Origin of the sequence: Pseudomonas retamae (genome assembly GCF_043496865.1) — a bacterium.
Lineage (GTDB): Bacteria > Pseudomonadota > Gammaproteobacteria > Pseudomonadales > Pseudomonadaceae > Aquipseudomonas > Aquipseudomonas retamae.
Genome location: NZ_JBIEIL010000003.1, coordinates 809,990 through 824,870 on the forward strand (window position 1 = coordinate 809,990; position 14,881 = coordinate 824,870).

Genomic DNA, 14,881 nt, shown 5'->3' on the forward strand with positions numbered 1-14,881 from the left:
CCGAATTCACCTGGAGCACACCATGACCCAGACTTCGCACACTTCCAACCTGCGCAACGGCCCGGACGATAACGGCCTGTTCGGTGCGTTCGGTGGCCGCTATGTCGCCGAGACCCTGATGCCGCTGATCCTCGATCTGGCGCGCGAATACGAAGCGGCCAAGGAAGATCCTGCGTTCAAAGAGGAATTGGCCTACTTCCAGCGTGACTATGTCGGACGTCCGAGCCCGCTGTATTACGCCGAACGCCTGACCGAGTTCTGCGGCGGCGCCAAGATCTACCTCAAGCGCGAAGAGCTGAACCACACCGGGGCGCACAAGATCAACAACTGCATCGGCCAGATCCTGCTGGCGCGGCGCATGGGCAAGAAGCGCATCATCGCCGAGACCGGCGCCGGCATGCACGGCGTGGCGACGGCGACCGTTGCGGCGCGTTTCGGTCTCGATTGCGTGATCTACATGGGCACCACTGACATCGAACGTCAGCAGGCCAACGTATTCCGCATGAAGTTGCTCGGCGCTGAAGTGATTCCGGTGGTTGCTGGCACCGGCACGCTGAAAGATGCGATGAACGAGGCGCTGCGTGACTGGGTGACCAACGTCGACAGCACGTTCTACCTGATCGGCACCGTTGCCGGCCCACATCCATATCCGGCGATGGTCCGTGATTTCCAGGCTGTGATCGGCAAGGAAACCCGCGATCAGTTGCAGGCCCAGGAAGGTCGTCTGCCGGACAGCCTGGTGGCATGCATCGGCGGCGGCTCCAACGCCATGGGCCTGTTCCACCCGTTCCTCGACGACAAGAGCGTCGAGATCATCGGCGTTGAAGCCGCAGGTTACGGCATCGAAACCGGCAAGCACGCGGCGAGCCTCAATGGCGGCGTTCCGGGTGTATTGCATGGCAACCGTACCTTTCTGCTCCAGGATGACGATGGTCAGATCATCGATGCGCACTCGATTTCTGCCGGCCTCGACTACCCAGGCATCGGCCCGGAACATGCCTGGTTGCATGACATCGGCCGCGTTCAGTACACCTCGGTCACCGACGACGAAGCCCTTGAGGCATTCCACAAATGCTGCCGTCTGGAAGGGATCATTCCTGCCCTGGAAAGCGCCCATGCCTTGGCTGAAGTGTTCAAACGCGCACCGAAATTGCCGAAGGATCACCTGATGGTCGTCAACCTGTCGGGTCGCGGCGACAAAGACATGCAGACCGTCATGCACCACATGGAAACTTCCCAGCAGGAGAAACACTGATGAGCCGCCTGCAAACCCGTTTTGCCGACCTCAAGGAACAGAATCGCGCCGCACTGGTGACCTTCGTAACGGCCGGTGACCCTGACTACGACACTTCGCTGGCGATCCTCAAAGGCTTGCCCGGTGCCGGTGCCGATGTGATCGAGCTGGGCATGCCCTTCACCGACCCGATGGCTGATGGCCCGGCGATTCAGCTGGCGAACATCCGTGCCTTGGGTGCTCAGCAGAATCTGGCGAAAACCCTGCAGATGGTTCGTGAATTTCGCGAAGGCAACAGCGACACGCCGCTGGTGCTGATGGGCTATTTCAACCCGATCCACAAGTTTGGCGTCGAGCGCTTCATTGCCGAAGCCAAAGACGCCGGCGTCGACGGCCTGATCGTGGTCGACATGCCGCCTGAGCACAACGCCGAACTGTGCGACCCGGCCCAGGCGGCAGGTCTGGACTTCATCCGCCTGACCACGCCGACCACCGACGACGCGCGTCTGCCGAAGGTCCTGAATGGCAGCTCCGGTTTCGTCTACTACGTGTCGGTGGCCGGTGTGACCGGTGCCGGCGCGGCGACGCTGGAGCACGTCGAAGAGGCGGTGGTCCGTTTGCGTCGGCATACCGATCTGCCGATCAGCATCGGTTTCGGCATCCGTACTCCGGAGCAGGCAGCGGCGATCGCGCGGCTGGCGGACGGTGTGGTGGTGGGGTCGGCGCTGATTGATCACATTGCCAGTGCCGATACGCCCGCGCAGGCTGTCGACGGTGTCTTGAGCCTGTGCGCGGCGCTGTCGGAGGGTGTGCGCAAGGCTCGCGTTTGACCCGGATCAGCGCAGGCTGATGACGCAATAAAAAAGGCTTCAGAACAGTGTTCTGAAGCCTTTTTGTTTTAGGGCAATTCAAGTCCGCCCGAAGCCTTGTGCAGTTTGCGCAGATGCTCGCCGATCTGCTTCACGTTGGCCTCGCTGGCGGCAATCTCTGCGGCGCGTTTGGGCTCCAGCAGCTTGCGCACTTCGGTATCCAGATCGCCAGAAAGGGCCAGCAGCTTTTTCTGCCGCTGACTGCTTTCCGCTTCGAGCCGGCCGAACTCGTTCGGCTGCGGCAGGCCGTAACCCTTGGCATCGAGCAATTCCGCCGGGCGACTGAGAAAGCCGCTGTTGGCAAGAATTTCCTGCAAGGTCGCGTTGGCCTTGTCCATGCCGCCGTTTTCCAGTTCGCGGGCACCGAGGTAACGCTGCTTGACCTCGTCCTGCGCCAGCAACAACTGGCGACGGAAACTCGCCTGCTCAAGCAACAGCAACGCTGCACTGGTGCGCAAGTCGGCACGCTCGAACCACGCACGACGCTCTTCGGCGGACAGCGATAGCCATTCCTCAACGGTGTTCTGTTTGATCGGCAACTGCTTCTTCAACACGTCGAACATCGCCTGATAACGATCGCGGAACGAGTCGAAGCGGTAACCGAGGCGCAAGGCTTCTTTCGGATCGTCCAGCACACTGGTGTCCGCCAGACCTCGGCCTTTAAGCACCTCCAGCAAGCCGTTGGGCATGATGCTGTCGAGGCCGACCAGTTGCGCGTTGTTGCTGCCGCTGCGCAACAACTTCAGGCCTTCGACCGCGCAATTGTTCGACAGGAAGAAGTAGTTGCCGTCGTAACTCCAGTGCATTTCGGCGGCGTGTTCGACCACGCCTTCGATTTCCTCGCGGGACAGGTTCAGCGGCACCGAAGCAAGGCTGCGCAATTCGGTCTTGGTGTATTCGTCGATCACTTGCGCCAGCGGCAATACGAACAGCCGCGACGGGTATTTGCCGACCAGCCCGTCCCAGCTCGACAGTTGCACGTCGCCGACGAAGGCGCGGTACGACAGCACCAGGTGCTGATCCAGATCGAGGCGGCAATCCGGTCCGCGCGGGCGGCCCGGTGCGCAGATCACCAGGCGCAACATGCTGTGGCCCCAGCGGCTGACCCAGTTTTGATTGGCCTCGGCCAGCAGGTAATCAACGGCATAAACCCGCTCTGGATCGACCTGCCCCAAAGGCTGCTTGGCAAAGTCGTTACCGGCATTGAGGAAGGCGAAGGTTTTGCTGCAAGTGTCCTTGGCCTCCGGCGCCCAGCCGAAGTGATCACGGTAATAGCGATACAACGCCGGCCGGCGGCAGGCGTAACTCGGGTCGAGGAGGAAATACTCCATGTTGACCGCGACGAACTCCTTGGGGCTCGACACTTCGTAGAGATCAGGGCTGCGTGCGATCTGCCGGTTGTGCTGTTCACGTTCACCCCGGCGGCCGACGTATTGCTGCCAGCCGGCCAGATCGAGCAGCCGCGGATCATCGCTGAGGGTGAAGCGCCGGCCATTCTGCCCGCGACATTCATCCGGCATGCCGATCAGTCCGGCGCTGTCGAAGCGCCGGGTGCAGCGCTGGATCAGCGTGCGCTCGGCATCCGGCCAGAGGCGGGCGCGGTCATAGATGTGGGTGATTTCATGCAGCACCGTGGCGAGCAGTTCCTGACGCACGGTGCCGTGGGGGCGATTGGTTTTTTCTTTGGCGGCGCTGCCATCCGTCAGCCCGGCGAGCAGTTTTCGATTCAGGTCGAGCTCAGCCACCAGCGTCGCCTGACCGTAGGCGTTGGCGGGCATGTCGTCGGTCCAGCCGACGTCGATCCGCCGATCCAGCCGTTCGATGAAGCTCGGCGGCAACTCGTGCATGGCCTCATCGATCAGCGCCTGGCTGGCCTGTTGTTCGGCGGGGCTCAAGCCATCGGTCTTGAGCCGCAATTGCAGGCTGGCGTGAGCACTGTTGCCGAGCAGCAACAACGCCCCGGCCAGCAGCCAGGCGCCAATGGACCTCACAGTGCGAGGATGGCTTCGGCGAGCACCTGATCACTGGCGTCGCGCGCTTCCGGAACGCGCGTGCGCAAGGTGTTGATGGCAGCTTCCAGGTGCGCGCCACGGATATCGCCGTTGGTGGCGACGAAACTGGCGGCGTCGTCATGGGCTTCGCGGATGATTTTCGAATCGCGAATCGACGTGGTCGTATCGGAGGTGAAATCGATGGTGCGCTGGGAGGCACGGACGATGATGTTACTGGTGGCTACCAGGGTGTGCGCCTGGGCCACATCGGCCAACAAAAACAGGCCAAGGGCGGCAGCAATCAGCGGGCTACGCATGGAACGACTCCGAAAGGGGCAAGATAACTATTGGACGAGAATTGCTTCTGCCAGTTCAAGGTCGCTGGCATGAAGTTTTGGCCGGTTTTTGCGCAGGTAGTGCAGCGCGGATTCCAGCCGGGCGCCACGCCATTCACCGTCACTGGCAACGAAGGCTGCCGCGTCATCGTGGGCGGCGAGCAGCAGTTTACGGTCGAACGGCGCAGAAGACACCATGCTGGTCGCGTAAGCGCTGACAACGGTGCCCTGCGTTGAGGCATTGAACGCATCGAAGGCGCCGGCCGATGTCGCCCAGCAGGCGGTTAGAAAAGCAGAGTAGATGAGCGGATTGGAAAGAAAGCGCATGGGACTCGACAACTGTTAACGAGCCTGAAGGCTAGCGCAAAAGCCCAGGCCAGAGCCAGCGTTGAAACATCGGGACACGGCTGGCGTGTCCCGCAATGCTTGATGCGCTTTACAGCGTCAGGATGGCCTGGGCCAGTTGCGCATCGGTCGCTTCCAGTTGTGGCGCCTGGTGACGGATGTGATCCAGCGCGCTTTCCAGTTTCACCCCGCGGATATCGCCTTGGCTGGCAACGAAGCTCGCCGCGTCGTCACGGGCGGCAAGAACGATCTTGTCGTCGCGGAAGGAGGAAGTGACGTCAGAAGTCGCGTCCGAGGACGCTTTCAGAGCGCCGACGATGGAATCGGTGGTCACGATGAAGCTGGTGGCGCTGGCGTTGGCAGCCACGGCCAGCAGGGCGGCGGCGCTGAGCAGACGAAGACGGGTCATGTGGAACTCCTTTGGATAAACCGTAGTGAGAGGTGGCTCGGTATCTGAGGAGTCAGACGCCAGATGCTTAACGTTCGCCACGTTCTGTGTGGATATTAGGCTGCCGCACGGAATTCGCCCAGTGATGGCTATCTCTGCGGCTATCGATACCTGAAACTGTAGCGCTTAATATTCAATTTATGGGAATTGTACTGGTTCGACTGAAATTCATCGGGCTTGGAGAATTCCCAAGCGCTGAAACGACAAAACCCGTCGTGGTTTCCCACGACGGGTTCTGCTTGTTCAATTTGGGTTGCTGGCGGTGGGTCTTGGCGACCAGAGCCAGCGACGCCGCTTAGCGCCAGAACGGCTTGCTCAGCTCTTCGTAGCGTTGTGCTTCGCTGATACCGGCGTCGGCCAGCAGACGCGAATCCAGACGAGCCAGTTGATGGCGGCTGGAGATGCGGCGCTGCCACAACATCAGGTTGGCGATAACGCGCAGAGGCAGGGAAGCCTGAGTTTTTTCAGCTTTGTCTTCGAAAAACAGTTCGGAACTGAGTGTACGTTCCATGGTTGACATCCTTCCGCTTGTGGCGGGATCAGGTAGTGGTTTGACTGGTGCCCATGATCCTCTCGTTTGCCTAGTCTCTCTAGATACAGTTGCACTGTATTGTGAGTGACCAGTTAACTGTTTATAGGTGGTGTACGGGTCAAAATCGAGCAAACTGTACCTGTCTGCACTTAAGTAGTGCATTTTCGCTCGGTTGCGCGAAAGGAGTAGGCGATTGCTGTAGGAAACGACCGGTACAGCAGTACAGTTTTTGACAGCTGGAGAGAGTTCGCCAATCTCGGCTGGCGCAAACTGTGTTTGCACCAGCGAGCATCTGTGTGATTACACCGCGAGCATGCGCCCGGTTTCTTCCAGATTCATGTGCCAGCTCAGGGCTTCACGCAGGATGTGCGGGGTGTGACCGCCGATTGCACAGGCCGCCGTGAAATAATTGTTCAACGCCGGGCGGAAGTCCGGGTGCACGCAGTTATCGATGATCACCCGTGCGCGCTCGCGGGGCGCGAGGCCGCGCAGATCGGCCAAGCCAATCTCGGTCACCAGAATGTCGACATCATGCTCAGTGTGATCGACGTGGCTGACCATCGGCACCACGCTGGAAATCGCACCGCCCTTGGCGATCGATTTGGTCACGAACACCGCCAGATGCGCGTTACGCGCGAAGTCGCCGGAGCCGCCGATGCCGTTCATCATCCGCGTGCCGCAGACGTGGGTGGAATTGACGTTGCCGTAGATATCGAATTCCAGCGCCGTGTTGATGCCGATGATGCCCAGGCGGCGCACCACTTCCGGGTGGTTGGAGATTTCCTGCGGACGCAGGATCAGCTTGTCCTTGTATTTTTCCAGATTGCCGAACACATCGCTGTTGCGGCGTTCCGACAGCGTGATCGAGCTGCCCGAGGCGAAGCTCAGCTTGCCCGCGTCGATCAGATCGAAGGTCGAGTCCTGCAGCACTTCGGAATACATGGTCAGGTCTTCGAACGGCGAGTCGATCAGGCCGCACATCACCGCGTTGGCAATATTGCCGATCCCGGCCTGCAGCGGGCCGAGCTTGTTGGTCATGCGGCCGGCGTCGACTTCCTGTTTAAAGAAGGTGATCAGGTGTTCAGCGATGGCGTTGGTGTCGACATCGGGTGTGGATACCGTTGACGGCGAATCCGACTGCTGGGTGATGACGATGGCGACAATCTTTTCCGGTGGAATCGGAATCGCCGTGCTGCCGATGCGGTCGTCGACCTTGACCAGCGGGATAGGCGTGCGAGTCGGGCGGTAAGTCGGGATATAGATGTCGTGCAGACCTTCGAGGTTGGCGTTGTGCGCCAGGTTGATCTCGACGATCACCTGTCTGGCGAAGATCGCGAAGCTCGCCGAGTTGCCGACCGAGGTGGTCGGCACGATGTGCCCCTGTTCGGTGATGGCCACGGCTTCGATTACCGCGATGTCCGGCAGCTTCAGTTGCTGGTTGCGCAGTTGCTCGACAGTTTCCGACAGGTGCTGGTCAATGAACATCACCTGGCCGGCGTTAATCGCCTTGCGCAAGGTGCTGTCGACCTGAAACGGCATGCGCCGCGACAGCACGCCGGCTTCGGTCAGTTGCTTGTCGAGGTCGTTGCCCAAGCTGGCGCCGGTCATGAGGCTGATCTGCAGCGGCGTGACCTTGGCCCGCTCGGCCAGTGCGTGAGGAACGGCCTTGGCTTCGCCGGCGCGGGTGAAGCCGCTCATGCCGACGGTCATGCCGTCCTCAATCAGAGCGGCGGCGTCGGCAGCGCTCATCACTTTGTCCAACAACGAAGGCAGGCGAATACGGTCACGGTACATGGATTATAATCTCGGGCAACGAGTAGCAGGATGCGCAGTCTAGTGAATTTGACGGGCGCCTGTCCCGCTACCAAGGTCGCAAACGAGGCGTCTATTTCGCGGGTTTCAAGTAAAACACCGTTACCGGATCTGCAACAACGCGGCAAATTGTCCGGTGTTTTGCGCAAACAAAAACGCCCCGACGAGTCGGGGCGTTCGCTATTGCAATGGTGAATTACTCGACCGCTTTGACCATGTCTTCGATGACTTTTTTCGCATCGCCGAAGACCATCATGGTCTTGTCCAGGTAGAACAGTTCGTTGTCCAGACCGGCATAGCCGCTGGCCATCGAGCGCTTGTTGACGATGATGGTCTTGGCCTTGAACGCCTCGAGAATCGGCATGCCGGCAATCGGCGATTTCGGATCGTTCTTCGCGGCCGGGTTGACCACGTCGTTCGCACCGAGCACCAGCACAACGTCGGCCTGACCGAACTCGGAGTTGATGTCTTCCATCTCGAACACTTGATCGTAAGGCACTTCGGCCTCGGCGAGCAGTACGTTCATGTGCCCAGGCATCCGCCCGGCTACCGGGTGGATCGCATATTTCACGGTCACGCCACGGTGAGTCAGCTTCTCGGTCAGTTCCTTCAGTGCATGCTGGGCACGCGCTACCGCCAGACCATAGCCCGGAACGATGATCACGGTATCAGCGTTGGTCAGCAGGAATGTGGCGTCATCAGCGGAGCCGGATTTCACCGGACGTGCTTCTTTGGCGCCGGCCGGGCCCGCATCCGCCGTGTTGCCGAAACCGCCGAGCAGCACATTGAAGAAGGAACGGTTCATCGCCTTGCACATGATGTACGAGAGGATCGCCCCGCTCGAGCCCACCAAGGAACCGGCAATGATCAGCATCGAGTTGTTCAGCGAAAAACCGATACCCGCCGCTGCCCAGCCCGAATAACTGTTGAGCATCGATACCACCACCGGCATGTCGGCGCCGCCGATCGGGATGATGATCAGCACGCCCATCACGAACGCCAGCGCGAGCATCAGCGCGAACGCGGTGAGGTTACCCGTGAACATGAAGGTCAGGCCGAGTGCCAGCGTCGCCAGGCCCAATACGGCGTTGAGCTTGTGCTGCCCGGCGAACTGTACCGGTGCGCCCTGGAACAGGCGGAACTTGTATTTGCCCGAGAGCTTGCCGAAGGCGATCACCGAACCCGAGAAGGTGATCGCACCGATCGCAGCACCGAGGAACAGCTCCAGACGGTTGCCCGCCGGAATCGCATCGCCTAACTGTTTGACGATGCCCAGCGATTGCGGCTCAACCACGGCGGCAATCGCGATGAATACCGCTGCGAGACCGATCATGCTGTGCATGAACGCCACCAGTTCCGGCATCTTGGTCATTTCAACGCGTTTGGCCATGATCGAGCCGGCGGTACCGCCGATCAGCAGGCCGACGATCACGTAACCGATACCGGCAGTGGCCAGCTCGGCGCCCAACTTATAGATGAGGCCGACGGTGGTGAGGATCGCCAACGCCATGCCAAGCATGCCGAACAGGTTGCCGCGCCGCGAAGTGGTCGGGTGCGACAGGCCTTTGAGGGCCTGGATAAAGCAGATCGACGCGATCAGGTAGAGCGTCGTGACGAGATTCATGCTCATTACTTCGGCGCCTCTTCTTTTGCTTTCGGGGCTTTCTTCTTGAACATCTCAAGCATGCGGCGGGTGACCAGGAAACCACCGAAGACGTTGACCGCAGCCAGTGCTACGGCCAGCGTGCCCATGGTTTTGCCCAGCGGCGTGACGGTCAGCGCGGCGGCGAGCATCGCGCCGACGATGACGATCGCCGAGATTGCGTTGGTGACGGCCATCAACGGTGTGTGCAGCGCAGGCGTAACGTTCCAGACCACGTGGTAGCCGACATAAATCGCCAGCACGAAGATGATCAGGTTGTAGATACCGGGGGAGATAAGCTCTTCCATCGTCTGAATCCCTGCTTAGGCGTTTTTGCGGATGACTTGGCCGTCGCGGCACATCAGGCACGCAGCGACGATGTCGTCTTCGAGGTTGGCGTCGAACTGGCCTTCCTTGGTGAACACCAGCTTGAGGAAGTCCAGCAGGTTGCGTGCATACAGCGCCGAAGCATCGGCAGCGACTTCACCGGCGAGGTTGGTCGGGCCGACGATGGTCACACCGTTTTCCACAACGACCTGATCAGCCACGGTCAGCGGGCAGTTGCCACCCTGAGCGGCGGCGAGGTCAATGACCACCGAGCCGGGCTTCATCTGCGCCACGGTATCCGCGCTGAGCAGTGTCGGCGCCTTGCGGCCCGGAATCAGCGCGGTGGTGATGACGATGTCTGCCTGTTTGGCGCGTTCATGCACGGCCTGGGCCTGACGCTGCATCCAGCTCGCCGGCATTGGCCGCGCGTAACCGCCGACACCGACCGCGCACTCGCGCTCTTCATCGGTCTCGTAAGGCACGTCAACGAACTTGGCGCCGAGGGATTCGATCTGCTCTTTTACTGCCGGACGTACGTCAGACGCCTCGATCACCGCACCCAGACGTTTCGCCGTGGCAATCGCCTGTAACCCGGCCACACCTGCGCCAAGAATCAGCACGCGCGCCGCTTTCACGGTGCCCGCAGCGGTCATCAGCATCGGCATGAAGCGTGGATAGTAGTGAGCCGCCAGCAACACCGCCTTATAGCCGGCAATGTTCGCCTGCGACGACAACACATCGAGACTCTGCGCGCGCGAGGTGCGCGGCGCCGCTTCAAGAGCGAACGCGGTAATCCCGCACTCGGCCATTTTGGCGATGGTTTCGTTGTGGAACGGGTTGAGCATGCCCACCAATACCGCGCCGCGCTGTATCAGCGTCAGTTCGGCGTCGCTCGGGGCGACCACTTTCAGAATCAGCTCGGCGCCAAACGCATCATTGGCACTGCCAATGGTTGCGCCTGCCGCTTCATAGGCACTGTCGACAACGCTGGCTTTGATGCCGGCGCCGCTTTGCACAGTGACCTTGTGACCTTGGCTGATCAGCTTCTTGATGGTTTCCGGGGTTGCAGCAACCCGTGTTTCACCGGTCTGGGTTTCGAGAGGAACACCAATGTGCACGTCAAATCTCCTGCGTGATCTTATTGAGTAAACCCAGGCACTGCGGATGGTGCGACTGGGGCGGCCGATCAGCACGATCCCGCCAAATCAGGACGGGGCGCGGCATTTTGCAGGCGAACTTTATGCCCTTCAAGGGATTATGACGGGTGACGGAAAATTAACTACAAGTCATGCCGTGACCGAATGTCGCAGATGGCCAGCTGAATCCCTTGCAGGCCGTGCCCTGCATGGATTCTGACTGAATATTGAAAAATTTCTGATAGGTGGCGTGAATAGGCAGCAATGTGTCGCCAATGAAGGCTCAAAGCCACGTCTTACGGCGCTTCTGGGACGTCTGTACGACTTTCGGATACAGTCGTAGAAAAAGCGACAAATAGTTACATCTGTAGGGCTTTAATTTTCCTGACTACGGGGTTAGCAATTGCTGAAGGCCGCTATTCTTCTAGGCTGTAGCTCTGCGCCTGCTGTAACAGCCAGTCACGAAATGCTTTCAGTGATGCTGATTCGACCTTCCGTTCTGGAATCATCAGGTAATAAGCCCTAACGCTGGAGAGCGCTTGGTGATTGGCGATCACCAAATGTTTTTCGGCGAGCTCTCGCTGAATCAGGAACGGCGGAATCAGCGCAATGCCCATGTCGTGCATGGCCGCCTGGGCGAGCATGGAGAATAGCTCGTAGCGGGGACCTGTCATGTCGCGGGGAATGTTCAGCTGTTGCGAGTTGAACCACTGGCGCCAGGCGTAGGGGCGGGTGGTCTGTTGCAGCAACGGTAATTCGGCTATGGCCTCGGCGCTCAGATGCGTTTGGTTGTCGAGCAGAGTCGGGCTGCACACCGGCAGCGGATTTTCGCCCATCAGTCTATGGGATTCAGTGCCGGACCAGTCGGCATCGCCAAAGTAGATCGCCGCATCAAATTGCGTGTCGGCAAACAGGAACGGGCGGGTACGGTTGGTCAGGTTGACCGTGACTTCCGGGTGCTTGTATTGAAAATCCTTCAAGCGCGGCAACAGCCATTGCGTGCCGAACGTCGGTACTACCGCCAGTTCGATGACGTTGGCGCCTTGTTGCCCCATGACCGAGAGAGTGTCGCGCTCGACGGCGTCGAGTTGCGTTGCGACCCGACGACTGTAGGAAAGTCCGGCCTCGGTCAGTTTTACTCCGCGTCGCGAGCGTCGGAACAGTTCGACACTAAGGAAGTTCTCAAGGCTGGCGATCTGTCGGCAAATGGCACCTTGAGTGAGCGAAAGTTCTTCTGCAGCCCGGGTAAAGCTCTCATGTCGAGCGGCCGCTTCGAAGCTGATCAGGGCGGCGGTGCTTGGGATCTTCCTGCGCATGTACGTCAACCTCACTAATGCGCCGCATAAATGGCTATTCGCGACGTTTCGGAGTGAGAAATTAGCACAACAGGATGCGAAATCCTCGTTTGCCGTGACGGCTAACCGCGCCTAGGATCAATGCCACGTTAATTCAGTCGATTTACGAGGACACACTCATGGGCGGTAAAGCTAGCTTCAACTGGATCGATCCCCTGCTGCTGGATCAACAGCTCACCGAAGAAGAGCGCATGATTCGCGACACCGCCGAGCAGTTCGCTCAGCAGAGCCTCGCGCCGCGCGTCCTCGAAGCTTTCCGCCATGAGAAGACCGACCCGGCAATTTTCCGCGAAATGGGCGAAGTAGGCTTGCTGGGCGCGACCATCCCTGAGCAGTACGGTGGCAGCGGCCTGAACTATGTCAGCTATGGCCTGATCGCTCGTGAAGTCGAGCGTGTCGACTCCGGCTACCGTTCGATGATGAGTGTGCAGTCCTCACTGGTGATGGTCCCGATCAACGAGTTCGGCACCGAAGCACAGAAACAGAAGTACCTGCCGAAACTGGCGTCCGGGGAATGGATCGGCTGCTTTGGTCTGACCGAGCCCAACCATGGCTCCGATCCGGGCGCGATGATTACCCGCGCACGTAAGGTCGACGGCGGCTACAGCCTGACCGGCGCAAAAATGTGGATCACCAACAGCCCGATCGCCGACGTGTTCGTGGTCTGGGCGAAAGACGATGCGGGCGACATCCGTGGCTTCGTCCTGGAAAAAGGCTGGAAAGGCCTGAGCGCTCCAGCGATTCACGGCAAGGTCGGGCTGCGTGCATCGATCACCGGTGAGATCGTCATGGACAACGTGTTTGTGCCGGAAGAAAACATCTTCCCGGACGTGCGCGGTCTCAAAGGCCCGTTCACTTGTCTCAACTCCGCCCGTTACGGCATTTCCTGGGGTGCGCTGGGGGCTGCCGAATTCTGCTGGCACACCGCTCGCCAGTACACCATGGATCGCCAGCAATTCGGTCGCCCATTGGCCGCAACCCAATTGGTACAGAAGAAGCTTGCCGACATGCAGACCGAGATCACTCTGGCTCTGCAAGGCTGCCTGCGTCTGGGGCGGATGAAGGATGAAGGCACGGCGGCGGTCGAAATCACTTCGATCATGAAGCGTAACTCCTGCGGCAAGTCGCTGGATATCGCTCGCATGGCTCGCGACATGCTCGGCGGTAACGGTATCTCCGATGAGTTCGGCGTCGCTCGCCACCTGGTGAACCTGGAAGTGGTGAATACCTATGAAGGTACTCACGATGTTCATGCACTGATCCTCGGGCGTGCGCAAACCGGCCTGCAGGCGTTCTATTAACAGGAGAGCGACCATGGGCGCGCTGTCGCATCTGCGGGTACTGGATTTGTCGCGAGTGCTGGCCGGGCCGTGGGCCGGGCAGATTCTCGCCGACCTTGGCGCCGAAGTGATCAAGGTCGAGCGCCCGGGCAATGGCGACGACACGCGCGCCTGGGGGCCGCCGTTCCTTAAGGACGCCTACGGCGAGAATACGTCGGAGGCGGCTTATTACCTGTCCGCCAACCGCAACAAGCAATCGGTGACTATCGATTTCACCCGTGCCGAGGGGCAGAAGCTGGTGCGTGAACTGGCGGCGAAGTCCGACATTCTGATCGAGAACTTCAAGGTCGGCGGTCTGGCGGCCTATGGGCTCGACTATGAGTCGTTGAAGGCGATCAATCCGAATCTCATCTACTGCTCGATCACCGGTTTTGGTCAGACCGGGCCTTATGCTAAGCGCGCGGGCTACGACTTCATGATTCAGGGCCTGGGTGGGCTGATGAGCCTGACCGGTCGCCCTGAGGGAGATGAAGGCGCCGGGCCGGTGAAAGTCGGCGTGGCACTGACGGACATTCTCACCGGGCTGTATTCGACAGTGGCGATTCTGGCGGCGCTGGCGCATCGGGATCACGACGGCGGTGGTCAGCACATCGACATGGCATTGTTGGATGTCCAGGTGGCTTGCCTGGCGAACCAGGCGATGAACTACCTGACAACGGGCAATGCGCCCAAGCGCCTGGGCAACGCGCATCCGAATATCGTGCCTTATCAGGATTTTCCTACCGCTGACGGCGACTTCATTCTTACCGTCGGCAATGACGGGCAGTTCCGCAAGTTTGCCGAGGTGGCGGGGCAGCCACAGTGGGCGGATGATCCGCGCTTTGCGACCAATAAGCTGCGCGTGGCCAACCGGGCTGTGCTGATTCCATTGATTCGCCAGGCAACCGTGTTCAAGACCACTGCCGAGTGGGTGGCTCAGCTTGAGCAGGCAGGCGTGCCGTGCGGGCCAATCAATGATCTGTCGCAGGTTTTCGAGGATCCGCAGGTGAAGGCGCGCGGACTGGCGATCGAGTTACCACATGCATTGGCAGGCATGGTGCCTCAGGTGGCCAGCCCTATCCGTATGTCGCAAACGCCTGTCGAGTATCGTCACGCGCCACCATTGCTGGGCGAGCACACGCTTGAAGTATTGCAGCGAGTGCTGGGCCTGGGGGCGGGTGCGGTGGCTGATTTGAAGGCGATCGGAGTGCTGTGACGATTCCTTCTATATAGAAGGAATCGGGCTTGATCGTTTTTGATGATTTTTTGATCGATCTACAACTGATTGAAAGAAAAGCGAAATTAACGGTTGACGGCAGATCACAGGTGTCTATAATTCGCCCCACTTCCGGCGCAGTCGAAACGGAAAACTCCTTAAGATTCAACGAGTTAAGTAAGTTTCGGCAGTAGGCGGCTTCAGTTCATCGAAGCCCGAAAGGAAGTTGAAAAAGAGGTGTTGACAGCAGCGTGTAACGCTGTAGAATTCGCCTCCCGCTGACGAGAGATCGGAAGCGCAAGTGGTTGAAGTTGTTGAAG

General features: G+C 59.7%; 14 protein-coding genes. 4 read left to right on the plus strand and 10 right to left on the minus strand.

Annotation, left to right across the window (positions count from 1 at the left end; genetic code table 11):
* Positions 1 to 22 precede the first annotated feature (22 nt).
* Complete coding sequence (trpB, locus tag ACGSLL_RS08845; protein WP_394504968.1) at positions 23 to 1,255, plus strand: tryptophan synthase subunit beta; 1,233 nt, start codon at positions 23 to 25, stop codon at positions 1,253 to 1,255.
* Entirely contained in the window at positions 1,255 to 2,064 is an 810-nt protein-coding gene (trpA, locus tag ACGSLL_RS08850) for a tryptophan synthase subunit alpha (RefSeq protein WP_394504971.1), read from the plus strand. The genes trpB and trpA overlap by 1 nt, the downstream gene beginning before the upstream one ends.
* Before the next feature lie 68 nt (positions 2,065 to 2,132).
* Here trpA and ACGSLL_RS08855 read toward each other — a convergent pair whose 3' ends face one another.
* The 10 genes from ACGSLL_RS08855 to ACGSLL_RS08900 form a co-directional block, all read right to left on the minus strand.
* Positions 2,133 to 4,094, minus strand: a complete 1,962-nt coding sequence (locus ACGSLL_RS08855; protein ID WP_394504974.1) for a DUF7844 domain-containing protein — start codon at positions 4,092 to 4,094, stop codon at positions 2,133 to 2,135.
* Entirely contained in the window at positions 4,091 to 4,411 is a 321-nt protein-coding gene (locus ACGSLL_RS08860) for a DUF2388 domain-containing protein (protein ID WP_122604763.1), read from the minus strand. Before ACGSLL_RS08860 ends, ACGSLL_RS08855 begins: the two co-directional genes overlap by 4 nt.
* A gap of 27 nt (positions 4,412 to 4,438) precedes the next feature.
* Complete coding sequence (locus tag ACGSLL_RS08865) at positions 4,439 to 4,756, minus strand: DUF2388 domain-containing protein (RefSeq protein WP_258450997.1); 318 nt, start codon at positions 4,754 to 4,756, stop codon at positions 4,439 to 4,441.
* A 109-nt stretch (positions 4,757 to 4,865) separates the two neighbouring features.
* Complete coding sequence (locus ACGSLL_RS08870; RefSeq protein ID WP_258450996.1) at positions 4,866 to 5,183, minus strand: DUF2388 domain-containing protein; 318 nt, start codon at positions 5,181 to 5,183, stop codon at positions 4,866 to 4,868.
* A gap of 334 nt (positions 5,184 to 5,517) precedes the next feature.
* Positions 5,518 to 5,733, minus strand: a complete 216-nt coding sequence (locus ACGSLL_RS08875) for a DUF1127 domain-containing protein (RefSeq protein ID WP_011058498.1) — start codon at positions 5,731 to 5,733, stop codon at positions 5,518 to 5,520.
* A 321-nt stretch (positions 5,734 to 6,054) separates the two neighbouring features.
* Entirely contained in the window at positions 6,055 to 7,548 is a 1,494-nt protein-coding gene (locus ACGSLL_RS08880) for an acetyl-CoA hydrolase/transferase family protein (protein ID WP_394504980.1), read from the minus strand.
* A gap of 214 nt (positions 7,549 to 7,762) precedes the next feature.
* On the minus strand, positions 7,763 to 9,196 hold the full coding sequence (locus ACGSLL_RS08885) for an NAD(P)(+) transhydrogenase (Re/Si-specific) subunit beta (RefSeq protein ID WP_095190292.1): 1,434 nt from the start codon (positions 9,194 to 9,196) through the stop codon (positions 7,763 to 7,765).
* Complete coding sequence (locus ACGSLL_RS08890) at positions 9,196 to 9,516, minus strand: NAD(P) transhydrogenase subunit alpha part 2 (RefSeq protein WP_003220416.1); 321 nt, start codon at positions 9,514 to 9,516, stop codon at positions 9,196 to 9,198. The genes ACGSLL_RS08885 and ACGSLL_RS08890 overlap by 1 nt, the downstream gene beginning before the upstream one ends.
* A 15-nt stretch (positions 9,517 to 9,531) precedes the next feature.
* Positions 9,532 to 10,653, minus strand: coding sequence for a Re/Si-specific NAD(P)(+) transhydrogenase subunit alpha (locus ACGSLL_RS08895; protein WP_394504985.1), 1,122 nt, complete (start codon positions 10,651 to 10,653; stop codon positions 9,532 to 9,534).
* A 434-nt stretch (positions 10,654 to 11,087) separates the two neighbouring features.
* Positions 11,088 to 11,987 carry a LysR family transcriptional regulator gene (locus ACGSLL_RS08900; protein ID WP_394504988.1) on the minus strand — a complete coding sequence of 300 codons (900 nt, stop codon included), beginning with the start codon at positions 11,985 to 11,987 and terminating at the stop codon, positions 11,088 to 11,090.
* Positions 11,988 to 12,145: 158 nt separating this feature from the next.
* Between ACGSLL_RS08900 and ACGSLL_RS08905 the strand changes: the two genes are divergently transcribed.
* On the plus strand, positions 12,146 to 13,327 hold the full coding sequence (locus tag ACGSLL_RS08905; RefSeq protein WP_090288050.1) for an acyl-CoA dehydrogenase: 1,182 nt from the start codon (positions 12,146 to 12,148) through the stop codon (positions 13,325 to 13,327).
* A gap of 13 nt (positions 13,328 to 13,340) precedes the next feature.
* A complete protein-coding gene (locus tag ACGSLL_RS08910) occupies positions 13,341 to 14,561 on the plus strand; it encodes a CaiB/BaiF CoA transferase family protein (protein ID WP_394504990.1) in 1,221 nt (406 codons plus the stop codon).
* The last annotated feature ends 320 nt before the right edge of the window (positions 14,562 to 14,881 follow it).